This is a genomic window from Dorea longicatena (genome assembly GCF_025150085.1).
Classification (GTDB): Bacteria; Bacillota; Clostridia; order Lachnospirales; family Lachnospiraceae; genus Dorea_A; species Dorea_A longicatena.
The window spans coordinates 2,564,035-2,589,612 of sequence record NZ_CP102280.1 but is presented as its reverse complement, the minus strand read 5'-3'; the positions used below and the strand labels follow the sequence as shown (position 1 = coordinate 2,589,612).

The window sequence follows — 25,578 nt, the reverse complement described above, 5'->3', positions numbered from 1 at the left end:
ATGAACAAACGAGGATGGTGAAGGCATGAGATACGTATTAGGAGAAACGCTGCAGGAATATCAGGAAGAAATCATGGAGAAGGACAGACCATCGGTATTTCTGGCGACATCGCAGACTGCCAGAGACTGCCTGGAACAGGCCGGCATGCAGTATGAAGGAGAGATCAATCTGAAAGATGTAGGATTTTGTAAGATGGAGACTCAGCAGGAATGTCTTGCGGGTTCTCTTTGTATTCCAAAGCTTCTGGATATTCTGGGAGAACGATACAAGATCTTATTTTTTATCAACCGTCATCGTATCGTGATTGTGGACGATGATGAATTTTCTTACCGTCTGATCCGCAGAATTAAGAGGAAGAAGACGAGACAGGGAGAATCGAAAGAAAAATTCATCTATAATTTTATGCTGGAATTCATAAGCCGGGATCTGGAACTTCTGGGACATTATGAGAAACGGATCATGGATCTGGAAGAAGGTGTCATGGACGGAAAGATCCAGGGATTCCAGAATGCGATCATGCCGATCCGACGTGAACTTTTGACACTCCGCAGTTATTATGATGAGATCATGGACATGGGAAAACAGCTCGAAGAGAATGAAAATGGTTTCTTTGCCAAGAAACAGGTGAAATATTTCGGTGTTATCTCGGACCGTGCAGACAGACTGATGAGTAAAGCATCGCAGCTTCTGGAATATGCCCAGCAGGTAAGGGATGCTTATAAGGCGCAGGTAGATGCCCAGCAGAATAACAACATGCAGTTTCTGACCGTAATATCAACGATTTTCTTCCCGCTTACACTCATCACCAGCTGGTATGGAATGAATTTCCATAATATGCCGGAACTAAAGCACGGATATCCGGGAGTGATCATCTTAAGCGTTGTGGTTATGATTACCTGTATTATTATATTTAAGAGAAAGAAAATGTTATGATAATGTAAAATGTGATTTGAAAAGGAGGAGCTCTATGCGTCAATGCCCGAATTGCAAGACTAACAATCCAGACGATGCCAGATTCTGTAATTATTGCGGAATGCGGCTTCCCGAATCAAAAGAGGAAACATTATACAGTGACCTGGATGAGCTTGAAGAAGCCCCGAAGACAGAATTTTCCGATCAGGAGATCGAAGAAGAATCAGAAAAAGTAATTGATGAAGCGAAGAAGTTACTTAATCCTGATGAGAAAGAAGAAAAAGAGGTATTCCTGCAAGAAGAAAAAAAAGAAGAAAGAAAAGAAGATGAGGATACAGACACAGAGCAGGAACAGATGAAAAAACAGCTTACAATTCCTGAGAACCTGGACCGGATGATAGAAGAAGTTACAAGACAGGAACTGGAGCAGGAACTTCACCGGAAGATCAAGTTAAAAGAAGGATCCGGTAAAGAACAGAGTCATTTGGATGAAACTGAAGGTGTCAGTGAGCCGACGCTTATGATCGGAGAGAAGACAGAGGAAGAGGCGGATGAGCCGACACGGATGTTTACCGGTGATATCGGAGATTTTATAAAAAAGAAAAGAGAATATGAAGATGTTCCGGAAGAAGATGCATATGAAGAGATCCTTCAGTCATGGGAAAGAAAACGCAAAGAAAAAAAGATAAAACGTGAGCGTGAAGGGAAGGATCCAAGCCGTATACCGAAGTTTATCAAAGAGAAGCATTCCTGGTCAGATCTGACAGCGAAGCAGAAGAAGGCTGTGAAAAGAATTGTGGCAGGAGCCGCTGTATTTGCGGCATTTTGCATTTTTGAAAGTTACTATGGACGTCCGGAAGCAGTGGCGGAACGTTACTGTAAGGCTTATGTAAAGGAAGACTGGAAAAAGACGGGACATCTGTCTGATCTTCCGAAGAATGGATATGCAACACAAGATGAATATGCAACATATATGAAGAAGAATGCCGTTATCGGTGTAGAGGATTATCAGATAAAAGAGACGAAGGAAAATCGCCAGATAAAGATAGAGTCCGGAGGAAAACAAAGGGCATTTACGGTCGAATACAAGACGAAAACTCAAGGTAAGAACAAAGAAACCGTTGTTCTGCAAAAGCAAAAGAGACAAAGACTGCTGTTATTTGCAAACTGGAAGGTATCTTCGGACAAGATGATCGCAAATGATTTTAACCTTTATATTCCGGCTGGATCGACGGCCTGGATCGATGGAACGAAGCTTACAAAAAACGATAAGATAAAAGATGATTCCGATGGCCTGGATCAATATAAAATATCGTTGTTTGAAGGAGATCATAAGATAAGGATAGACGTTCCGTGGTTTAAGACGTATAAATCAGAATTCAAAGCATCCGATAAGGGAAGTACAACAATCTCTAAAATGAAAGTATCACAAAGCGGGAAAAAGAAGCTGGATAAGAAAATGAAAGAAATTCTGAACAGTTATATCAAAGCGGCAAAAGAAGAAAAATCATTCTCACAAATATCAGGGTTATTTGAAAAGAATTCAAAATATGAAAAAGAGAATAAAGAATTCTATGATGATCTGAAAGAACAGTTAAGTTCAAAAGATGGTTATAAAGCGGATCAGATAACAACTGATAATTATGAAGGAAAATATGTGATCAGTGGTGTGACCGGAGTTGTGAGAGGAACGTTGTCTTATGATTATAGAGTAACATATCAGAAAGAAGATGTTACAGTTGGCAATATGAACGGAACGGTGGATGGAAGTTCGCAGATGAGTGCCGAATTCGTTTATAAAGACGGAAACTATCAGCTTCGTACAGTGAATCCGGGAAGTATCTGGTACAGGGAATCGCAATAAATAGTTTGGCAGTTACGGATAAAGTGTTTTAATAAATAAATTTTCGCGAAAATAATATAGGAAAAGGCTTGCTTTTTAAGCCTGGATATGATACGATATTCGGGCGAATGGAAGTAGGCTTTTTTTTTATGCCTAAAATCGGGCAGCATCGCAAGTTGCCACGAAACACGTTAACTAAGATTATAAAGCGAGGTGGAAGTTGTGCGTACAAGAATCACATTGGAGTGTACAGAATGCAAGCAGCGTAACTACAACATGACAAAGGATAAGAAATCTCATCCGGAACGTATGGAAACCAAGAAGTACTGCAGATTCTGTAAGAAACACACATTGCACAAAGAGACAAAATAATCGCCGCAAGAAGGAGTGAATGTCGATGAGTAGTAAGAAAACTCAGAAGGAGAGCTGGTTCAAGGGTCTTGACAGAGAATTCAAGAAGATCGTGTGGCCAGACAAGATGACAGTTGCAAAAGAGACGGCAGCGGTTGTTTCTGTATCCGTGGTCCTGGGAGCGATTATCGCACTTGTAGATTTTTTCGCCCAGTACGGAGTAGATTTATTAATTAAATAACTCAAAACGGACAAGAAAGGTGAGATTATGTCAGAGGCAAAATGGTACGTAGTTCATACCTATTCAGGGTACGAGAACAAAGTAAAAGCCAACATTGATAAGACAATCGAGAACAGACATCTTGAGGATCAGATCCTTGAAGTAAGAGTACCGCTGGAAGACGTTGTTGAGATGAAGAACGGTGTCCAGAAAGTATCTCAGAAAAAGATGTTTCCAGGCTATGTGTTGATACACATGATTATGAACGATGATACATGGTACGTTGTTCGTAATACAAGAGGTGTGACAGGATTTGTCGGACCTGGATCTAAGCCGGTGCCGCTTACAGATGCGGAGATGGCTCCTCTGGGAATCCAGAGAGAGGAAGTAGTCATGGACTACGAAGAGGGCGACACAGTCCAGGTAATCGCTGGAGCATGGGCGGATACGGTTGGTGTAATCCAGTCTATCAACATGCAGAAGCAGAGCCTTACTATTAATGTTGAGCTCTTCGGCCGCGAGACCCCGGTTGAAATTGGTTTCGCAGAAGTTAAGAAAATGTAACAGTAAGTGGGAGGGGCGTTATATGTTCCCCGCCATCACCACAAGGAGGTAATTGAAATGGCAAAAAAAGTAGAAGGTTATATTAAATTACAGATCCCAGCCGGCAAAGCTACTCCGGCACCACCGGTTGGACCTGCTCTTGGTCAGCACGGTGTAAATATCGTTGAATTTACAAAACAGTTCAACGCTAAGACAGCAGATCAGGGAGACATGATCATCCCTGTAGTTATCACAGTTTACAATGACAGAAGTTTCAGCTTCATCACAAAGACACCACCGGCAGCAGTTCTGATCAAAAAGGCCTGCAACATCAAATCTGGTTCAGGTGTGCCTAACAAAACAAAGGTTGCTACAATCACAAAAGCTCAGGTAGAGGAAATCGCTAAGACAAAGATGCCTGACCTGAACGCTGCTACAATCGAGAGCGCTATGAGCATGGTAGAAGGTACATGCCGCTCTATGGGTGTAACTGTAACAGAATAATTGATGAAGATTAATGTGGGAGGGTTATCCCGCCAATACCACTAGGAGGTTTATAGAATGAAAAGAGGAAAGAAATACGTTGAAGCTGCGAAGACAATCGACAGAGGAACACTCTACGATGTAGCAGACGCAGTATCATTAGTTAAAAAGACTGCAACAGCAAAATTCGATGAGACTATTGAAGCTCATATCAGAACTGGATGTGACGGACGTCACGCTGACCAGCAGATTCGTGGAGCAGTAGTTCTGCCACACGGAACTGGCAAAAAGGTTCGTATCCTTGTATTTGCAAAAGACGCTAAAGCAGAAGAAGCTAAAGCAGCCGGAGCAGATTTCGTAGGAGGAGAAGAACTCATTCCTAAGATCCAGAATGAAAACTGGTTTGAATTCGATGTAGTAGTAGCTACACCAGACATGATGGGTGTTGTTGGACGTCTCGGACGTGTACTCGGACCTAAGGGATTAATGCCAAACCCGAAGGCTGGTACAGTAACAATGGACGTTACAAAAGCTATCCAGGAAATCAAAGCTGGTAAGATCGAGTACAGACTTGATAAGACAAACATTATCCATGTGCCAGTAGGTAAAGCAAGCTTTACTGAAGAACAGCTTACAGACAACTTCCAGACGCTTATTGATGCGATTAACAAAGTAAGACCTGCAGCAGTTAAGGGACAGTACCTTAAGAGCGTAACTCTTACTTCTACAATGGGACCTGGTGTAAAGATCAACCCAATGAAGCTTGTTTAATCCGCAAGATAATAATGAATAAAGAACTCTGTATACAGATGTGATGCTGTATACAGAGTTTTTTTATACCTGAATATTTTAGAATGATATTAAGCTTTTGTCCCTTTAGAAGGACAGAAGCTTTTTTTGTGGAAAAATACAATCCGTTCCAACACTTCCATACACAGGCAGCAAGACAATCAGAACTTAAAGGAGGAATCATATCTATGTATCCAGAATATGAAGAAATCATGAGACTTGCACCGGACTACCACATAATTCCGGTATGCAAAGAGATTTATGCAGATGTTATCACACCGATCACGCTTCTTCGCAAGATTGCGGCGGTGAGTAAAAGATACTATCTGTTGGAAAGTGTAGAGGGCGGAGAAAAATGGCGGCATTTTCAGACGGTGTAATTGTGGGATCGGCAATTGTAAGGATCGTAGCAGAGCATGGAGCAGACTGTGTAGCGTATGTAAAAGAATATGTGCAGAAGATGAAAGCGGCCGTGGTAGAAGCATAAAAGACCGGATAACATAAAAGATGGAGCAGAGCAAATGCAGATCGGTGTGCTGAAAAAAATTTCGTAAAAGAAAAAACAAAAAAATGAAAAAACCTCTTGACAATAACGTATGTATATGATAACCTACTAAAGGACTGCCGAAGACAGTAGGTGCTTGAAAGAGCGTAAGAACACATTTTATGCGGACGCCTACCGAGGAAAGATCGATACTAAAGTATGACTTATCAACCTCTATGTCTTTGGATATAGAGGTTTTTTTACATTTATATCTATCGGCGGTGTAAACTTACAAATCTACAAGGAGGTGCACCATTCGTGGCAAAAGTTGAATTAAAACAACCAGTTGTACAGGCTATTGCAGAGGACGTGAAAGACGCAGTAAGCGTTGTCCTTGTTGACTACCGTGGACTGACTGTTGCAGAAGATACAGAGATGCGTAAACAGTTAAGAGAAGCAGGCGTTGTCTACAAAGTTTGTAAGAACACAATGATGAAGAGAGCTTTTGAAGGAACTGATTTCGCAGCATTAGATGAGCACTTAGAAGGACCAAGCGCTATCGCAATTTCTAAAGATGATGCAACAGCTCCAGCAAGAATCCTTTGCAAATTCGCAAAGAATGCAAAAGCCCTTGAATTAAAAGCAGGTGTGGTTGAAGGAACATTATATGATACAGATGCATTAAATGAACTTGCTAAGATCCCTTCAAGAGACGAGCTTATTTCCAAATTACTTGGAAGCTTACAGTCACCTATCACAAACCTGGCACGCGTTCTCAATCAGATCGCAGAAAAAGGTGGAGCAGATGCTTGTGAAGCAGCTCCGGCAGCAGAAGAAGCTGCAGAGGCACCAGCAGCTGAATAAGCTGATGGCAGCATAATATTTTATTTCAAAAAGAAAATAAGAAAAATGGAGGAAAATAAAATGGCAAAGTTAACAACAGAAGAATTTATTGAAGCTATCAAAGAGTTATCTGTATTAGAGTTAAATGATCTTGTAAAAGCTTGTGAAGAAGAATTTGGTGTATCCGCAGCAGCAGGTGTTGTAGTTGCAGCAGCAGCTGAAGGTGGAGCAGCAGCAGAAGAGAAAGATGAGTTCGACGTAGAATTAGTTTCTGCAGGAGCAGCTAAGGTTAAAGTTATCAAAGTTGTTCGTGAAGTAACAGGACTTGGACTGAAAGAAGCTAAAGCATTAGTTGACGAAGCTCCAAAGGTAATCAAAGAAGGCGCTTCTAAAGCTGAGGCTGAGGAAATCAAGACTAAACTTGAAGCAGAAGGTGCTGAAGTTAACCTTAAATAATTCGAGTTTGATTGAATTATCAGGGCATTCCGGTGACGGGATGCCCTTTCGTATTATAGGGATGCTGAATATAAGAAAGAGCCTGCAAAGCGGATTTTTTCTTATGTTCAGCAGTACCGGCAAAGCCTTGAAAAAAACCGGAAAAAATAACACAGATTTGCTTGACATACTTGACAAGCTTATGCTATAGTAAAAAATGCGCTATTGTGGATAGTTATGCCATGATTGCGTATGAAAAACAGCAAAAAATACGTTGTTTTTGAGACTCTGCAAGTTATATGGGCGGTAAAAAGCCCAGCCAGAAAAATAAATGAGGAGTGAAACGTCAATATGGAGAAAAACAGAATTCGTCCTATTAAAAGCGGAAAAAGTTCACGAATGAGTTATGCCCGACAGAAAGAAGTCGTTCAGATGCCTAACTTGATCGAAGTTCAGACAGATTCTTACAAGTGGTTTCTGGAAGAAGGGTTAAATGAAGTGTTCGATGACATTTCCCCAATCACAGACTACAGTGGAAAATTAAGCCTGGATTTCGTAGATTTTACTTTGTGTGAAGATGAAGTAAAATATACGATTGATGAGTGTAAAGAACGTGATGCAACATATGCAGCACCTCTGAAAGTCAAAGTAAGACTTCACAATAAAGAGACAGATGAAATCAATGAGCATGAGATCTTCATGGGAGATCTGCCGCTGATGACAAGAACAGGTACCTTTGTAATCAATGGTGCAGAGCGTGTTATCGTCAGCCAGTTAGTACGTTCTCCTGGTATCTATTATGCCATTGCACATGATAAATTAGGTAAAAAACTGTATTCAGCTACCGTAATCCCGAACCGTGGTGCGTGGCTGGAGTATGAGACGGATTCCAATGACGTTTTCTATGTACGTGTAGATAGAACAAGAAAGGTACCGATCACTGTGTTGATTCGTGCATTAGGAATCGGTACAAACCCAGAGATCATCGAACTCTTCGGAGAAGAGCCTAAGATCCTGGCAAGTTTTGAAAAGGATGCTGCAACAAACTATCAGGAAGGACTTCTGGAATTATATAAGAAGATCCGTCCGGGTGAGCCTTTGGCAGTAGACAGTGCTGAAAGTCTGATCACAAGTATGTTCTTTGACCCAAGACGTTATGATCTTGCAAAAGTAGGACGTTACAAGTTCAATAAGAAGCTTGCGTTAAAGAACCGTATCAGCGGTCATGTCCTGGCAGAAGATGTTGCAAGTCCGATGACAGGCGAAGTACTGGCAGAAGCCGGAACAAAGATCACAAGAGAACTGGCTTCTACAATTCAGAATAACGCAGTTCCATATGTATGGATCAGCGTAGAAGAAACAGAAAGACCGATCAAGGTTCTTTCTAATATGATGGTTGACCTTGACGCAGTTGTTGATGTTGATCCGGAAGAAGTAGGAGTTACTGAGCAGGTATACTATCCTGTACTTGCAGGAATCCTGGAGGAGACAGCAGGAGACATCGATGAGTTAAAAGATGCGATCAAGAGAGATATCCATGATCTGATTCCAAAGCATATCACAAAAGAAGATATCTTAGCTTCTATTAACTACAATATGCATCTGGAATATGGCATCGGAACTGATGATGATATTGACCACCTGGGTAACAGACGTATCCGTTCTGTAGGTGAGCTGCTTCAGAATCAGTACAGAATCGGTCTTTCTCGTCTGGAAAGAGTGGTTCGTGAAAGAATGACAACACAGGATATGGAGGGAATCTCTCCACAGTCCCTGATCAATATCAAGCCTGTAACTGCAGCAGTGAAGGAGTTCTTCGGATCTTCCCAGCTGTCACAGTTCATGGATCAGAACAACCCGCTTGGTGAGCTGACTCATAAGAGACGTCTTTCAGCGTTAGGACCTGGTGGTCTTTCAAGAGACCGTGCCGGATTCGAGGTTCGAGACGTACACTACTCTCACTATGGAAGAATGTGTCCAGTAGAGACACCTGAAGGACCTAACATCGGTCTGATCAACTCCCTTGCAAGTTATGCAAGAATCAATGAATATGGATTTATCGAGGCTCCGTATCGTAAGATCAACCACGATGATCCGACAAACCCGGTAGTTACAGATGAAGTTGTATACATGACAGCGGATGAAGAAGATAACTACCATGTAGCACAGGCGAACGAACAGTTAGATAAAGAAGGACACTTCGTACGTAAGAATGTATCTGGTCGTTACCGTGAAGAGACACAGGAATATGAAAGAAGAATGTTCGATTACATGGACGTATCTCCTAAGATGGTGTTCTCTGTTGCTACAGCCTTAATCCCATTCCTTCAGAATGACGATGCGAACCGTGCCCTGATGGGATCCAACATGCAGCGTCAGGCAGTACCGCTTCTGTTCACAGAGGCTCCTGTAGTAGGAACTGGTATGGAAGAAAAAGCAGCCGTTGACTCTGGTGTATGTGTAGTTGCTGAAGAAGGCGGAACAGTTGAACGTTCTACTTCTACAGAGATCACAGTTCGTCAGGACGACGGAAAACTGAAGAAATATAAATTAACAAAATTCCAGAGAAGTAACCAGAGCAACTGCTATAACCAGAGACCGATTGTCTTCAAGGGCGACAGAGTAGAAAAAGGTGAGGTTATTGCAGACGGACCATCTACATCAAATGGTGAACTTGGCCTTGGTAAGAACCCACTGATCGGATTCATGACATGGGAAGGTTACAACTACGAGGATGCCGTTCTGTTAAGTGAAAGACTGGTACAGGATGATGTATATACATCTATTCATATTGAAGAATATGAAGCAGAAGCACGTGATACAAAGCTTGGACCAGAAGAGATCACACGTGACATCCCAGGTGTCGGCGATGACGCACTGAAGAATCTGGATGAAAGAGGTATCATTCGTGTCGGAGCTGAAGTCCGTGCCGGAGATATCCTGGTAGGTAAGGTTACTCCTAAGGGAGAGACAGAACTTACAGCCGAAGAAAGACTGCTTCGTGCGATCTTTGGTGAGAAAGCCCGTGAAGTAAGAGATACTTCCCTGAAAGTACCTCACGGAGAATACGGTATTGTAGTAGATGCCAAGGTATTTACAAGAGAAGGCGGAGACGAGATGTCACCGGGAGTAAACCAGTCAGTTCGTATCTACATCGCTCAGAAGAGAAAGATCTCTGTCGGTGATAAGATGGCCGGACGTCATGGTAACAAGGGTGTCGTTTCCCGTGTACTTCCAGTAGAAGATATGCCGTTCCTTCCGAACGGACGTCCTCTGGACATCGTGCTGAACCCACTGGGTGTGCCTTCACGTATGAATATCGGTCAGGTCCTGGAGATTCACCTGTCCCTGGCTGCAAAGGCACTTGGATTCAATATCGCAACTCCTGTATTCGACGGAGCAAACGAGATTGATATTATGGATACTCTTGATCTGGCTAATGACTATGTCAACTTAAGCTGGGAAGAGTTTGAAGCAAAACATAAAGAAGAACTTCTTCCGGAAGTACTGCAGTATCTGTCAGACAACAGAGAACACAGAAAACTCTGGAAAGGTGTTCCAATTTCAAGAGATGGTAAGGTCCGCCTGCGTGACGGACGTACGGGTGAGTACTTCGACAGCCCTGTAACCATCGGACACATGCATTATCTGAAACTGCACCACCTGGTAGACGACAAGATCCATGCACGTTCTACAGGTCCTTACTCACTGGTTACACAGCAGCCATTAGGAGGAAAAGCTCAGTTCGGTGGACAGCGTTTCGGAGAGATGGAGGTATGGGCACTGGAAGCTTATGGTGCATCATACACACTGCAGGAAATCCTGACTGTGAAGTCAGATGATGTCATCGGACGTGTGAAGACATACGAAGCAATCATCAAGGGTGAAAATATTCCTGAACCGGGAATTCCGGAATCCTTCAAGGTATTGCTCAAAGAGTTACAGTCACTCGGACTGGACGTACGTGTCTTACGTGATGACAATACAGAAGTGGAGATCATGGAAACTTCCGATATGGGAGAGACAGATTTCCGTTCTCTGATCGAGGGAGACAGAAGATATCGTAATGATGATGACGAAGACTTTGGTAAACACGGATACAGCAAACAGGAATTCCAGGGTGAAGAACTGGTTGATGTAGAAGAAGAACCAGAATCAGACGATGATTTCGATATGAACTTTGAAGAAAATGATGACTATGATTTCGGCGATTCATCTGACGATGAATAGGAAGGGGTCCAAAGTATGCCAGAAAATAATAAGGAACAAACTTATCAGCCAATGACTTTTGATGCGATCAAGATCGGTTTGGCATCACCTGAAAAGATTCTGGAATGGTCAAAAGGAGAAGTTACCAAACCAGAGACCATCAACTATAGAACTTTAAAACCAGAAAAAGACGGACTGTTCTGCGAAAAGATCTTCGGACCAAGCAAGGACTGGGAATGCCACTGTGGAAAGTATAAAAAGATCCGCTATAAAGGTGTGGTCTGCGACCGTTGTGGTGTTGAAGTAACAAAAGCAAGTGTACGTCGTGAGCGCATGGGCCATATCGCCCTTGCCGCTCCGGTATCACACATCTGGTACTTCAAGGGAATTCCAAGCCGTATGGGACTGATCTTGGATCTGTCCCCAAGAACTCTGGAAAAAGTACTGTACTTCGCTTCTTATATTGTACTGGATAAGGGCGAGTCAGACCTGATGTACAAACAGGTATTATCAGAGGCTGAATATCAGGAAGCAAGAGAAAAATGGGGAAGCGCATTCCGTGTAGGAATGGGTGCAGAATCCATCAAAGAGCTTCTTGAGAACATTGATCTTGAGAAAGAATATACAGAACTGACAGAAGGCCTGAAGGGTGCAACCGGACAGAAACGTGCAAGAATCGTAAAACGTCTGGAAGTAGTAGAAGCTTTCCGTGAGTCTGGTAACAAACCAGAATGGATGATCATGACAAATATCCCGGTTATCCCGCCGGATCTTCGTCCAATGGTACAGCTGGATGGTGGACGTTTTGCAACATCTGACCTGAATGATCTGTACAGAAGAATCATCAACAGAAATAACCGTCTGAGACGTCTTCTTGAATTAGGCGCTCCGGACATTATCGTTAGAAACGAAAAGAGAATGCTTCAGGAAGCTGTAGATGCCCTGATCGACAATGGCCGCCGTGGCCGTCCGGTAACAGGACCTGGTAACAGAGCACTGAAATCTCTTTCTGACATGCTGAAAGGTAAGTCCGGACGTTTCCGTCAGAACCTGCTTGGTAAGCGTGTTGACTACTCTGGACGTTCCGTTATCGTCGTAGGACCGGAACTTAAGATCTACCAGTGTGGTCTGCCAAAAGAAATGGCAATCGAGCTGTTCAAACCATTCGTTATGAAAGAACTGGTTCAGAACGGAACAGCACACAATATCAAAAATGCTAAGAAGATGGTAGAAAGACTTCAGCCAGAAGTATGGGACGTTCTGGAAGAAGTAATCAAAGAGCATCCGGTTATGTTGAACCGTGCTCCTACACTGCACAGACTTGGTATCCAGGCATTCGAGCCAATCCTTGTAGAGGGTAAGGCTATCAAGCTTCATCCACTGGTTTGTACAGCGTTCAACGCCGACTTCGACGGAGACCAGATGGCTGTCCATCTGCCACTGTCAGTAGAAGCCCAGGCAGAGTGCCGTTTCTTACTTCTGTCACCAAACAACTTACTGAAACCGTCTGATGGTGGTCCGGTAGCCGTTCCTTCACAGGATATGGTACTTGGTATCTACTATCTGACTCAGGAGCGTCCTGGTGCCAAGGGAGAGGGCATGATCTTCAAGAGCTTCAACGAGGCACTGCTTGCTTATGAGAACGCAGCAGTTACACTCCATTCACGTGTAAAAGTACGTGTATCTAAGAAGATGCCGGACGGAACCGTGAAGACAGGAACTGTAGAATCTACAGTCGGACGTTTCATGTTTAATGAAATCATCCCACAGGATCTTGGATTTGTAGACCGTGAAGTAGAAGGAAATGAACTCCTTCTGGAAGTTGATTTCCACGTAGGAAAGAAACAGCTGAAACAGATCCTTGAGAAAGTTATCAATACACATGGTGCTACTGCAACAGCAGAAGTACTTGACCATGTAAAGGCTATGGGTTACAAGCTTTCAACAAGAGCTGCCATGACTGTATCTATTTCTGACATGACGGTACCTCCGCAGAAACCGGAGATGATCAAGAATGCTCAGGATACTGTAGATAAGATCACAAAGAACTTCAAGCGTGGTCTCATCACAGAAGAAGAAAGATATAAAGAAGTCGTAGAGACATGGAAAGCAACTGACGATGCCCTTACAAAGGCACTGCTTGACGGTCTTGATAAATATAACAACATCTTCATGATGGCCGATTCCGGAGCCCGTGGATCTGACAAACAGATCAAACAGCTTGCTGGTATGCGTGGTCTGATGGCCGATACAACAGGTCATACGATCGAGCTGCCAATCAAGTCTAACTTCCGTGAAGGTCTGGACGTATTGGAGTACTTCATGTCTGCACATGGAGCTCGAAAAGGTATGTCAGATACTGCTCTTCGTACAGCCGATTCCGGATACCTGACAAGACGTCTGGTAGACGTATCGCAGGAGCTGATCATCCACGAAGTAGACTGTGCAAAACCTGGAATGCCGATTCCGGGAATGTATGTAAAAGCATTCATGGATGGAAACGAGGTCATCGAAAGCTTACAGGAACGTATCACAGGACGTTACATCTGTGAGAACATTGTAGACAAAGATGGAAATATCCTTGTAAAAGCAAACCATATGGTAACACCTAAGCGTGCAGAACTGATCTGCAAGAAGGGTGTTGACGAGAAGGGTGAACCGCTGACACAGATTAAGATCCGTACAATCCTTACATGCCGTTCACACAGCGGTGTATGTGCAAAATGTTACGGAGCCAACATGGCAACTGGTGAGCCGGTACAGGTTGGTGAAGCTGTCGGAATCATCGCCGCACAGTCAATCGGAGAACCTGGTACACAGCTGACTATGAGAACATTCCATAGTGGTGGTGTAGCCGGTGGAGATATCACACAGGGTCTTCCTCGTGTCGAGGAGCTTTTCGAGGCAAGAAAGCCTAAGGGACTTGCAATCATCACAGAGATCGCAGGAACTGCTAACTTAAATGACACTAAGAAGAAACGTGAGATCATCGTTACAAATAGAGAAACAGGCGAATCCAAAGCATATCTGATCCCTTATGGATCACGTATTAAAGTAGCTGACGGAGCTGAGCTTGAAGCCGGTGACGAACTGACAGAAGGTAGTGTAAACCCACACGATATCCTGAGAATCAAGGGACTTCGTGCCGTACAGGATTACATGATCCAGGAAGTTCAGAGAGTTTACCGTCTGCAGGGTGTAGAAATCAACGATAAGCATATCGAGGTTATCGTTCGTCAGATGCTGAAGAAGATCCGTATCGAAGAGTCCGGAGACACAGAATTCCTTCCGGGAACAAATGTTGACAGACTTGAGTTTGAGGATGTAAATGAAGCTCTGGAAGCAGAAGGTAAAGAACCTGCAACAGGTGAGCAGATCATCATGGGTATTACAAAAGCTTCCCTTGCTACAAATTCATTCCTGTCAGCCGCTTCATTCCAGGAGACAACAAAAGTCCTGACAGAAGCTGCTATCAAAGGTAAAGTTGATCCGCTGGTAGGTCTGAAAGAGAACGTTATCATCGGTAAACATATCCCAGCCGGAACAGGTATGAGAAAATACCGTGACATCAAGCTGAATACAGAGATGGAAATGGAAGACGAACTGGACTTTGAAGATGATTTTGATTTTGAATTCGGAGATGCAGAAGATGTGAAGCAGGAAGGTGCTTCTGATGAGGAAGCAGTAACTGCAACATCTGAAGACGAAGAATAAAATAGAACAGTTTATAAAGAGAAATCATTCACATGCGAAAGTGTGAATGATTTCTTTTTTATTGCCATGCGTTCGTAAGGAGCTGCCGGTGGCAGGTCCTGTAGATAACATCTATTAATCTTCTGACTTTTTAAAAAAAAGAAGTTTATGGATATTTATCAAAGAACAATAGAATAAATTGACTTTTATATTCAGAAAGTCTATAATAATTGTCAGTGAGAATCGGCGAAAAAAAGCAACAGATTCTGTCAACATTTAAGAAAGGTTGGGTTTCTATTATGGATCAAGGTAAACTTACAAGAGTATTAAAATCAATGGAGGAGCATGAGATTCCACAGATGATCATTTCTGATCCTGTTGCGATTTTCTATCTGACAGGAAAATGGATCTTTCCAGGAGAAAGACTTCTGGCATTGTATCTGAATGTGAACGGAAATCATAAGATGATGATCAACAAATTATTCCCACAGGAGTCAGATCTCGGAGTAGATATTATTTACTATGATGATATCGAAGACGGAGTAGAGATCTTAAGCAAATATGTGGAAAAAGATAAGACTATGGGAATCGACAAGACATGGCCTTCTAAATTCCTTATTCGTCTGCAGGAACTGGGCGGAGGAAGCAAATTCGTGAACGGATCTCCGATCATCGATTACATCCGTATGGTAAAAGATGAGAAAGAACAGGATCTCATGAGAAAGTCTTCTAAGATAAATGATATTGCTATGGACAAGATCATTCCATGGGTAGCAAAAGGATTAACAGAGAAAGAATTAAATGCAAAGATGCGTGAGATCTACAAAGAACTCGGATGCGAAGACGTATCATTCGATCCAATTACAGCATATGGACACGGTGCTGCAGATCCACATCATGTAACAGATGATTCAAAAGGAAAACGCGGAGACTGTGTAATCCTTGACATCGGTGGATTCAAAGACAATTATGCATCAGATATGACAAGAACTGTATTCATTGGAGAAGTATCTGACCGTGCAAGAGAAGTATACAATGTAGTATTAGAGGCTAACTTACGTGGTATTGCAGCTGCAAAACCAGGTAACAGAATGTGCGATGTTGACCTTGCAGCAAGAAACTACATCGAAGAAAAAGGATTCGGAGAATACTTCACACACAGAACAGGACATTCTATCGGACTGGAAGATCACGAGTTCGGTGATGTATCATCTGTTAACACAGATATCATCAAAGTTGGACAGTGCTTCTCAGTAGAGCCGGGAATCTACCTTCCAGATGAGAATATCGGTGTTCGTATTGAAGACCTTGTACTTATTACAGAAGATGGATGCGAAGTCCTGAATGACTATACAAAAGAACTGATTGTTGTACCAGAAGAGTAGAAGAACAGTATTGTATGCCTTCGGGGACAATCGCAGATAAGTCAGTAACAGCGTAATGCAAGAGCAGTGGAACAAAAAATGTATCACTGCTCTTTTTCTCTGTATGTATTATCGGCAGATTTTACACTTGTTTACATTACTCTGTTAGTGTGTTAAAATGGCGGTAAACAGTATTATCGAGAAAATATTACAGGAGGGAACAAAGATGACAAGAGATCAGGCGTATGAAATCTTAACCAAATATATGAAAGGAGAACATTATATCACACATTCTCTGGCTGTGGAGGCAATTATGAGGGGACTTGCCAAACGTCTTGCACCGGATGATGTAGAATATTGGGGAATTGCAGGACTTTTGCATGATCTTGATGAGGAGCAGTGTGACTGGCAGCATGATCTTAGCGTACATGGACCGACATCTGTAGAAATCCTAAAGAAAGAAGGAATTGATGATCCGATTCTTTTCGGAGCCATTTGTGCACACAATCCAAAAAGCGGTGTAAAAGCTAAAACTAAGATTCAGTATGCACTTCTTGCAGCAGATCCGATGAGTGGATTTTTAAAAGCGGTTGCACAGATTTATCCGGATAAAAAGATCGCAAGTGTAAAAAGAAAATCCGTATTAAAGCGTTTTAACGAAGCAAGATTCGCAAAAGGAGCCAACAGAGATTACATGGAAAGTATTGAGTTTACAGGTTTGATGTTGGAAGATCTGATTGATATAGGTCTGGAAGAAATGTGCGCTATATCCGATGAACTTGGTTTATAAACGAAAACAATATAATATAAAAAGAAATACATCATTTCGCAGGGTACTTCAAAAAACGAAGAATCAGCTTCAATGATGTATTTCTTTTTATATTATATTATTATTCGTAACGTTCGTCGATGACACGTTTGGTCTTTTTCTCGCTTCGAGGCAACAAGCCGATCTCTACTACTTTTACAAGCGGTGTAAATCCAATACGGCTTTTAACTTTAGAAGCAATACGTTTTGCGAGATCCAGGAAGTCTACGGTTCCGTTTGTCTCAACATAGATACGCATGGTATCTTTTCCTTCCAGATGAGAGATACGGATTTGGTATTCACTGGATACTTCAGGAAATTCTTTCAGGATTTCTTCAATCTGTGTAGGGAATACGTTGACACCTTTAATCTTCATCATATCGTCTGTACGTCCCATGATGGTATCAAGACGAGGGAATTTGCTTCCACAAGGGCAGTCTCCAGGAATAATACGGGAAAGGTCGTGGGTACGGTAACGGATAAGAGGAGCCCCCTCTTTTACTAATGTAGTAATGACAATCTCTCCAAGTTCACCGTCAGGTAATACTTCGCCTGTAACAGGATCAATAATTTCGATGTAAATATAATCATCCCAGTAGTGCATACCACAGTCATGGGAACAACTGATTCCAATTCCTGGTCCGTAGATCTCGGTCAGGCCATAGATATCATAGATTTCTATACCAAGTTCCTCTGTAATACGTTTCCGCATCTTTTCACCCCAGCGTTCGGAACCAATGATACCTTTTTTAAGATGAATCTTGTCTTTAATCCCTCGTTTTTGGATTTCTTCTGCAAGAAGAAGAGCATAAGATGAGGTAGAACCAAGAACGGTTGTTTTCATATCCATCATCATCTGTAACTGTTTGTCCGTGTTACCAGGTCCCATTGGAATAACCATGCTGCCTAATCTTTCTGCTCCTGCCTGGAAACCGATTCCGGCGGTCCAGAGACCATATCCCGGTGTAATCTGGATGCGGTCCATATTTGTCATACCGGCCATTTCATAACAACGTTTGAACATGACAGCCCAGTCATCAACATCTTTCTGGGTATATGGGATGATGACAGGCAGTCCTGTTGTACCGGAAGATGAATGAATGCGGACAATTTTTTCTTCCGGGGCAGTCATAAGTCCAAGAGGATAAGCATTTCTCAGATCATTTTTTTCGGAAAACGGAAGCTTCTGAAAATCTTCAGCAGACTGGATGCTGGTAACGCCGGCTTCTTCTAATTTCTTTCCATAAAAACTTTCTGCGGAAAGAAGTGCCTTGATCTGTTTGTTGACTTGTGCGATTTGTGTTTCAGTAATTTGCATATGTATGCCCTCGCCTTTCTTTTGGTGTGCTCCTATATATCGATAATGCAGGAGCAGTTGGTTAATGATAGATCTGATTGTTATATATTGTAATTCAGTGCCCGAAGATTCATCTCGTGGAACTTCTCCGGAAGTGTCTGCTTCATAATGCTTTCGATTTCAGAGATGGTAAAATCCAATACTCCGGTACGGATGGCGGCTCCTAAAAGTACCATATTCAGTACCTTGGAGGAACCAATATCGCTGCATGCCTGATCAGCATTTACAAAGGTGAGATTCGGAACATTTGCTTTCAGGTAATCGAGCATCTGGGGGGCATCGTAGTCAAAACCACTTAGAGTAGCAGTAACAGGTTTAACTGCACGGGTGCTTACAACAACGTGTCCACCGGTTTTCAGGTAAGGAAGCATCCGGACCGTTTCACCAGGTTCAAATCCTATAATAAGATCAGCAGTTCCTGTTTCAATCATAGGAGAATACAGATCATTTCCCATACGAAGATGACTGAATACACTTCCGCCTCGTTGTGCCATACCGATCGTTTCGGCACTCATGACCGGAATATCTTTACTCATGGCTGCTGCTGCGAGCAGCTTGGAAGCGAGGACAGTTCCCTGACCACCAACTCCACAGAGGACAATATTTTTCTGATTATTCATGATCTTCACCTCCTGTAATAGCAGTTACCGGGCAGACCTGACTACAAAGGCCGCATCCTGTACACATTGAACTGTCAATACAGACATTGCCGTTATTAAGAACGATAGCCGGGCATCCCAGTTCTTTTATACATTTTTTACAGCCGATACATTTGTCAGAGGAAACATGAAGAGGTGCGGCCGGTTTTGTGACTGCAATGCAAGGTGATTTGAAAATGATTGCCTTCACACCGGAACGCTCTGCCATCTTCTGTACGCATTCTACAGATGTATGCAGGTCTAATGGATTAACAGTTTCAACGTCTGTTACACCGATTCCGTGAAGTACCTGTTCGATATTGATTTTTTGGACAATCTCTCCCATGACAGTGCGTCCGGTTCCGGGATGAGGCTGATGACCGGTCATGGCAGTTGTGGAGTTATCCAGTACAATGAGTACCATATTGGCCTGATTATAAACGGCATTAACAACACCTGTGATTGCAGATGCAAAAAAGGTAGAGTCGCCGACGAATGCGAAACAAGTTGTATCGGGTTCAACTTTTTCTACCCCTTGTGCAATATTCAGTCCGGCACCCATACACAGACAGGTGTCAACCATGTCGAGCGGCATGGCATTTCCAAGTGTGTAACAGCCAATATCCCCACAGAAAATAGTTTTCTTTCCCTTCATAGCTTTTTTGACCGCGTAGAAAGAAGCACGGTGCGGACATCCGGCACAGAGTACCGGCGGACGGACCGGAAGTTCCGGCGCTACAGGAAGTCCGGCGTCTTTCCGGGCGGAAAGGCCGAGAAAAGTATTAATATAGGAAGTTACGCTGTCTCTGGTATTTTCTCCGGCACAGGCAGTGTCTCCGCTTAGTTTTCCACGTATTTTTACCGGAAGGTGGTATTTCCCACAGATGTAGGTAAGTTCCCGCTCGATGACCGGATCTAATTCCTCCAGACAAAGAACTTCATCCAGACCAGTCAGAAATTCAACGGCCAGTTTTTCCGGAAATGGATGAGGAGTTGCAACTTTTAAGTTTTTTACCATACCAGTGTTCTTTAATGTTTCCATTGCATAGGTATAACTGATTCCTCCGGTTGCAATCCCTTTCTTTGAATCTTTAAATGTTTCGCAGGACGGATGAATCTTATTCTTGTCATAAGAAGAAAAGACATCTGATAATTCTCTGTTTCGCGCTTCGATCTTCTGGTGATTCATGAAAGATAATCTTGGGAAGATGACCCAGCGTTTGGAATCTTTGATGAATCCTTCGGGTTTATGCTGCGTAAATTCTTTCTCGTCCTTTACTGTGACGGAGGCATAGCCATGACAGACTCTTGTGGTTGGTCGTAAGAACACAGGAGTACCATATTCTTCAGAATACTCGAAAGCTTCCTGGATCATCTCATACGCTTCCTGAGCGGATGATGGATCAAAGCAAGGGAGCTTGGAAAATCTGGAAAAATGCCTGGTATCCTGCTCGGTCTGAGAAGAGATCGGGCCAGGATCATCTGCGACAAGAATGACCATTCCTCCTTTGATTCCAACATATTCCAGGCTCATCAAAGGATCAGATGCCACATTTAGTCCGACCTGTTTCATAGTTACCATTGACCGGGCTCCGGCATAAGCTGCTCCGGCAGCCAGTTCCATTGCGGCTTTTTCATTCACGGACCATTCTACGTAGACATCGTCAGGTCGGTTTTTGGCAACTGTTTCGAGCACTTCGGTAGATGGTGTTCCGGGATAGCCTGCCACAACATTGACGCCGGCGGCAACAGCACCGAGGGCAATGGCAGCATTTCCCATTAAAAATTCTTTATGCATAATTTCACCTCAAATTGAACTATTTCATTTTTAAATAGTATAATATGTTCGGTAAAGAAATGCAATCGTTTGGTAACGTGATAAAGTGAAAGAGCGAAATGATACAAAAAATAAGGCAGAAAACAGGGCAGCATCTTTCAGTTAACCAAGATATATGATAGAATAATCCTATTACCTGAAAGAATATAAATGAAGAAGAGGAAGAACTGAACATGAAAAAATATGACTATTTGGTAGTTGGTTCCGGATTATACGGAGCAGTGTTTGCACATGAGGCCAGGAAAGCGGGAAAATCCGTTCTGGTGATCGATAAACGCCCGAATATTGCCGGAAATGTATATACGGAAGAGATAGAAAAAATCCATGTACATAAATATGGTGCACATATATTCCATACAAATAACAAAAAAGTATGGAATTATATTACACAGTTCGCAGAGTTTAACCGTTTTACGAATTCACCGGTGGCTAATTATAAGGGTGAATTGTATTCACTTCCTTTTAATATGTATACATTTAATAAGATGTGGGGAGTAGTTACTCCGGAGGAAGCAAAAGCGAAGATTGAAGAGCAGAGAAAAGAGATAACAAAAGAGCCGGAGAATCTGGAAGAACAGGCAATTTCCCTGGTTGGAAGAGACATTTACGAAAAGCTGATCAAGGGATATACGGAGAAGCAGTGGGGACGTGACTGCAGGGAACTTCCGGCGTTTATTATCAAAAGACTTCCTGTGCGTCTGACATTTGATAATAATTATTTTAATGCGTTATATCAGGGAATTCCTGTCGGAGGATATACAAAGATGGTTGAAAATCTTCTGGATGGAATCGAAGTCCGTCTGAATACGGAGTATCTGGAGAATAAAGAGGCGTTAGATGCGCTGGCCGAGAAAGTTATTTATACCGGACCGATCGATGCATATTTCGGATATGAACTTGGAACACTGGAATACAGATCAGTAAGATTTGAGACAGAACTTCTGGATCAGGAAAATTATCAGGGGAATGCCGCAGTCAATTATACAGATCGTCAGACACCATGGACTCGTATTATTGAGCATAAATGGTTTGAGTTTGGAAAAGATTCAGAAGGAAATGACATTCCAAAGACTGTAATCAGCCGGGAATACAGTTCGGAGTGGAAACTGGGGGATGAACCATATTATCCGGTTAATGATGAAAAGAATGGTGCCCTTTATGCCAGATATAAAAAAATGGCAGAAAAAGAAGAAAAGGTGATCTTTGGAGGACGCCTTGGAGAATACAAATATTATGACATGGATGCAGTGATTGCATCATCACTGGAACTGTGTGAAAAAGAACTTGGAATGAAAGCAGAATAGTGATTGTTGAGTAAAAAGTATGCATATGTACGAAAGATGTCTTTGCACATATGCGTACTTTTTTGCCACTTTTGCTTGAACTTAATCTTGATACCAACTATAATGGTGGCAGTTACTTGATAACGGAATGACTAAAAATTTTTATTTTAGGAGAATACATATGGGAAGATATTTCGGAACAGATGGCTTCCGTGGAGAAGCCAATAATAATTTAACAGCAGATCATGCATATAAGATCGGAAGATTTCTTGGATGGTATTACGGAGAAGTAAAGCGTCGTAACGGTGATGATACACCAGCTCGTATTGTGATCGGAAAAGATACAAGACGTTCAAGCTATATGTTTGAATATACACTGGTTGGAGGTCTGGTAGCTTCGGGAGCGGATGCTTACCTGCTTCATGTTACGACGACACCGTCTGTAGCTTATGTGGCAAGAACCGATGGGTTTGACTGTGGTATTATGATCTCGGCAAGCCATAATCCGTATTATGATAACGGAATCAAGCTGATCAACGGTAATGGAGAGAAGATGGATGAAGGAACGATTGCACTGGTAGAAGACTATCTGGATGGCAAGCTGGAAGTATTTGGGGAAAATTATGAAGAGATTCCGTTTGCACATACATCTAAGATCGGACGTACGGTAGACTATGTATCAGGAAGAAATCGTTATATCGGTTATCTGATCTCACTGGGACTTTATTCTTTCAAGGGAGTGAAAGTCGGACTTGACTGTGCGAACGGAAGTTCATGGAACCTCGCAAAATCCGTATTTGATGCTCTGGGAGCAAAGACTTATGTTATCAATGCAGAACCTGATGGAACTAATATTAATAATAATGCAGGATCTACACATATTGGCGGCCTGCAGAAATTCGTGGTTGAGAATGGTCTGGATGTCGGATTCGCTTATGACGGAGATGCAGACAGATGTCTTTGCGTTGATGAAAAAGGAAATCTGGTAGATGGAGATGCGATCCTTTACATTTATGGAAAATATATGAAAGAGCGAGGCAAACTGGAGAATAATACAGTTGTTACAACGGTTATGTCTAATTTTGGATTATACAAAGCATTTGATGAGGCTGGAATCGGTTATGCGAAGACTGCAGTCGGAGACAAATATGTATACGAATATATGACAAAGAATGGCTGTATCCTTGGTGGAGAACAGTCAGGTCATATTATTTTTTCAAAATACGCTTCTACAGGAGACGGTATCCTTACAAGTCTTAAGATGATGGAAGTTATGATGGCAAGAAAGAAGAAGATGAGCGAACTGCTGGATGGACTTACCATTTATCCACAGGTTCTTGAAAATGTACGTGTGACAGATAAAAAGGCTGCTCAGGATGACGCAGATGTGCAGGCAGCAGTAAAAGCTGTTACAGAAGCACTTGGAGATACCGGTCGTATTCTTGTGCGTGAATCAGGAACAGAGCCGCTTCTTCGTGTAATGGTTGAAGCCGAGACAGAGGAAGTCTGTAGAAAATATGTAGACCAGGTTGTGGATGTTGTAAAGGCTAAAGGACATATTGCAAGTTAGAAAGATACATGAATGACACTGGAAGAATAGACTATATTAAGAATTTTTACAGGGAGAAAAGATAATATGTGTGGAATTGTAGGATTTACAGGTGAACATCAGGCAGCACCCATTTTGTTAGATGGCCTGGCAAAACTGGAATATCGTGGATATGACTCTGCAGGAATCGCTGTACGTGACGGTGATGCAGATGTAGAAGTTATTAAGGCAAAAGGAAGACTGAAAGTTTTAGCAGAGAAGACCAATGATGGAGAAACTGTAAAAGGAACTTGTGGTATCGGACATACCAGATGGGCAACTCATGGAGAACCGTCTGAGAACAATGCACATCCGCATAAAAGTGATGACGGAAATGTAGTAGCTGTTCATAATGGTATCATCGAAAATTATCAGGAATTAAAAGATAAACTTGTACGAAAAGGATATACATTTTACTCAGAGACAGATACAGAAGTAGCAGTAAAACTGGTAGATTACTATTATAAAAAATATGAAGGAACACCGGTAGATGCAATTAATCATGCACTTGTGCGTATCCGTGGATCATATGCACTTGCAATGATGTTCCAAGATTATCCGGAAGAAATTTATGTAGCAAGAAAAGACAGCCCGATGATCTTAGGAGTTGCAAACGGAGAATCTTATATCGGTTCAGATGTTCCTGCGATCCTGAAATATACAAGAGATGTATATTATATTGGAAACCAGGAGATGGCACGTGTCCGCAAAGGAGAGATTACATTCTATAATCTGGATGGCGATGAGATCGAAAAAGAATTAAAAACAGTTGAATGGGATGCAGAGGCAGCAGAAAAAGCTGGATATGAGCATTTTATGATCAAAGAGATCCATGAACAGCCGAAGGCTGTTTCAGATACTCTGAATTCTGTTGTAAAAGACGGTGCGATCGATCTTTCAGAAGTCGGACTTTCAGAAGAAGAGATTAAAGAGATCAGCCAGATCTATATTGTAGCGTGTGGATCTGCATATCATGTCGGAGTGGCAGCACAGTATGTTATGGAAGACCTGGCAAGAATCCCGGTACGTGTAGAACTTGCATCAGAGTTCAGATATCGTAATCCGATCCTCGATCCTAAGGGACTGGTTATTATCATCAGTCAGTCAGGAGAGACTGCCGACAGTCTTGCAGCCCTCAGAGAATCTAAGAAACAGGGTGTAAAGACACTTGGAATTGTGAACGTGATCGGCTCATCTATTGCGAGAGAAGCAGATAATGTATTCTATACACTTGCAGGACCGGAGATTGCGGTTGCAACAACAAAAGCGTACAGTACACAGCTGATCGCAACTTACACACTGGCAATTCAGTTTGCTAAGATCAGAGGTCAGATTACAGAGGAACAGTATACTGGATATATCGAAGAACTGAAGACGATTCCGGATAAGATCAGCAGAATCATTGAAGACAAAGAAAGACTTCAGTGGTTTGCATCCAAACAGGTGAATGCAAAAGACATTTTCTTTATCGGACGTGGAATTGATTATGCAATTTCATTAGAGGGAAGTCTTAAGATGAAAGAAATCAGTTATATTCATTCTGAAGCATATGCAGCAGGAGAATTAAAACATGGAACGATTTCTCTGATTGAAGACGGTACACTCGTTATCGGAGTACTGACTCAGCCGGCATTATATGAAAAGACACTGAGTAACATGGTAGAGTGTAAGAGCCGTGGCGCATATCTGATGGGTCTTACGACATTTGGACACTATAATATTGAAGAAAATGCAGATTTCTCTGTATATATTCCAAAGACAGATCCACACTTTGCAACATCACTTGCAGTGATTCCGCTCCAGTTACTTGGATATTATGTATCTGTGGCAAAAGGGCTTGATGTAGATAAGCCGAGAAACCTTGCGAAGAGTGTAACAGTAGAATAGGTCCCGAAAT

General features: G+C 42.3%; 20 protein-coding genes, 1 pseudogene and 1 other annotated feature. Of the genes and pseudogenes, 18 read left to right on the top strand and 3 right to left on the bottom strand.

All coding sequences use genetic code 11. The annotated features are described in order from the left end of the window. Window positions 1-25: 25 nt before the first annotated feature. From NQ508_RS12415 to NQ508_RS12345, 15 genes and pseudogenes are all read left to right on the top strand, one after another. Window positions 26-934, top strand: coding sequence for a magnesium transporter CorA family protein (locus NQ508_RS12415; protein WP_006428119.1), 909 nt, complete (start codon window positions 26-28; stop codon window positions 932-934). A 34-nt stretch (window positions 935-968) separates the two neighbouring features. After that, window positions 969-2,777 carry a zinc ribbon domain-containing protein gene (locus NQ508_RS12410; RefSeq protein ID WP_044920307.1) on the top strand — a complete coding sequence of 603 codons (1,809 nt, stop codon included), beginning with the start codon at window positions 969-971 and terminating at the stop codon, window positions 2,775-2,777. 201 nt (window positions 2,778-2,978) lie between these two features. Further along, complete coding sequence (rpmG, locus tag NQ508_RS12405) at window positions 2,979-3,128, top strand: 50S ribosomal protein L33 (protein ID WP_028086482.1); 150 nt, start codon at window positions 2,979-2,981, stop codon at window positions 3,126-3,128. Between the two features lie 19 nt (window positions 3,129-3,147). Beyond that, window positions 3,148-3,348: a preprotein translocase subunit SecE gene (gene secE / locus NQ508_RS12400; RefSeq protein WP_044920309.1), complete on the top strand. Its 201-nt coding sequence runs from the start codon at window positions 3,148-3,150 to the stop codon at window positions 3,346-3,348. 27 nt (window positions 3,349-3,375) lie between these two features. After that, window positions 3,376-3,891 carry a transcription termination/antitermination protein NusG gene (gene nusG / locus NQ508_RS12395; RefSeq protein ID WP_006428123.1) on the top strand — a complete coding sequence of 172 codons (516 nt, stop codon included), beginning with the start codon at window positions 3,376-3,378 and terminating at the stop codon, window positions 3,889-3,891. Between the two features lie 57 nt (window positions 3,892-3,948). Then, window positions 3,949-4,374 carry a 50S ribosomal protein L11 gene (gene rplK / locus NQ508_RS12390; protein ID WP_006428124.1) on the top strand — a complete coding sequence of 142 codons (426 nt, stop codon included), beginning with the start codon at window positions 3,949-3,951 and terminating at the stop codon, window positions 4,372-4,374. Window positions 4,375-4,431: 57 nt separating this feature from the next. Continuing rightward, window positions 4,432-5,124: a 50S ribosomal protein L1 gene (rplA, locus tag NQ508_RS12385; RefSeq protein WP_006428125.1), complete on the top strand. Its 693-nt coding sequence runs from the start codon at window positions 4,432-4,434 to the stop codon at window positions 5,122-5,124. Window positions 5,125-5,330: 206 nt separating this feature from the next. Then, window positions 5,331-5,510: pseudogene (locus NQ508_RS12380) on the top strand (anthranilate synthase component I); the annotation flags it as partial. Then, complete coding sequence (locus tag NQ508_RS12375; RefSeq protein ID WP_006428127.1) at window positions 5,498-5,629, top strand: tryptophan synthase subunit alpha; 132 nt, start codon at window positions 5,498-5,500, stop codon at window positions 5,627-5,629. The pseudogene NQ508_RS12380 and the gene NQ508_RS12375, both read left to right, overlap by 13 nt. Before the next feature lie 119 nt (window positions 5,630-5,748). Beyond that, window positions 5,749-5,896 (top strand) — a sequence feature (ribosomal protein L10 leader region). Window positions 5,897-5,944: 48 nt separating this feature from the next. After that, a complete protein-coding gene (gene rplJ / locus NQ508_RS12370; protein ID WP_022415698.1) occupies window positions 5,945-6,490 on the top strand; it encodes a 50S ribosomal protein L10 in 546 nt (181 codons plus the stop codon). 60 nt (window positions 6,491-6,550) lie between these two features. Further along, window positions 6,551-6,925, top strand: coding sequence for a 50S ribosomal protein L7/L12 (gene rplL / locus NQ508_RS12365; protein ID WP_022415697.1), 375 nt, complete (start codon window positions 6,551-6,553; stop codon window positions 6,923-6,925). A 330-nt stretch (window positions 6,926-7,255) separates the two neighbouring features. Then, on the top strand, window positions 7,256-11,134 hold the full coding sequence (rpoB, locus tag NQ508_RS12360) for a DNA-directed RNA polymerase subunit beta (RefSeq protein WP_006428131.1): 3,879 nt from the start codon (window positions 7,256-7,258) through the stop codon (window positions 11,132-11,134). Window positions 11,135-11,149: 15 nt separating this feature from the next. Then, window positions 11,150-14,827: a DNA-directed RNA polymerase subunit beta' gene (gene rpoC, locus NQ508_RS12355; RefSeq protein ID WP_006428133.1), complete on the top strand. Its 3,678-nt coding sequence runs from the start codon at window positions 11,150-11,152 to the stop codon at window positions 14,825-14,827. 278 nt (window positions 14,828-15,105) lie between these two features. Continuing rightward, entirely contained in the window at window positions 15,106-16,191 is a 1,086-nt protein-coding gene (locus tag NQ508_RS12350) for a M24 family metallopeptidase (RefSeq protein WP_006428134.1), read from the top strand. Between the two features lie 205 nt (window positions 16,192-16,396). Next, window positions 16,397-16,960, top strand: coding sequence for an HD domain-containing protein (locus NQ508_RS12345; RefSeq protein ID WP_044920315.1), 564 nt, complete (start codon window positions 16,397-16,399; stop codon window positions 16,958-16,960). Between the two features lie 100 nt (window positions 16,961-17,060). On the opposite strand, the gene NQ508_RS12340 is transcribed toward NQ508_RS12345, so the two are convergent. The 3 genes from NQ508_RS12340 to iorA form a co-directional block, all read right to left on the bottom strand. Next, entirely contained in the window at window positions 17,061-18,296 is a 1,236-nt protein-coding gene (locus NQ508_RS12340; RefSeq protein ID WP_006428136.1) for a phenylacetate--CoA ligase family protein, read from the bottom strand. A gap of 80 nt (window positions 18,297-18,376) precedes the next feature. Next, window positions 18,377-18,955 (bottom strand): indolepyruvate oxidoreductase subunit beta, encoded by a 579-nt coding sequence (locus tag NQ508_RS12335; RefSeq protein ID WP_006428137.1) that lies wholly within the window; start codon window positions 18,953-18,955, stop codon window positions 18,377-18,379. Continuing rightward, entirely contained in the window at window positions 18,948-20,771 is a 1,824-nt protein-coding gene (gene iorA / locus NQ508_RS12330) for an indolepyruvate ferredoxin oxidoreductase subunit alpha (RefSeq protein ID WP_006428138.1), read from the bottom strand. Before iorA ends, NQ508_RS12335 begins: the two co-directional genes overlap by 8 nt. A 212-nt stretch (window positions 20,772-20,983) precedes the next feature. On the opposite strand from iorA, the gene glf reads away from it, so the two are divergent. The 3 genes from glf to glmS all read left to right on the top strand — a co-directional run bounded on the left by glf (window position 20,984) and on the right by glmS (window position 25,568). Then, entirely contained in the window at window positions 20,984-22,114 is a 1,131-nt protein-coding gene (gene glf, locus NQ508_RS12325) for a UDP-galactopyranose mutase (RefSeq protein ID WP_006428139.1), read from the top strand. Between the two features lie 160 nt (window positions 22,115-22,274). Continuing rightward, a complete protein-coding gene (glmM, locus tag NQ508_RS12320) occupies window positions 22,275-23,663 on the top strand; it encodes a phosphoglucosamine mutase (protein WP_022415690.1) in 1,389 nt (462 codons plus the stop codon). A 66-nt stretch (window positions 23,664-23,729) separates the two neighbouring features. Then, window positions 23,730-25,568 carry a glutamine--fructose-6-phosphate transaminase (isomerizing) gene (glmS, locus tag NQ508_RS12315; RefSeq protein WP_006428141.1) on the top strand — a complete coding sequence of 613 codons (1,839 nt, stop codon included), beginning with the start codon at window positions 23,730-23,732 and terminating at the stop codon, window positions 25,566-25,568. The last annotated feature ends 10 nt before the right edge of the window (window positions 25,569-25,578 follow it).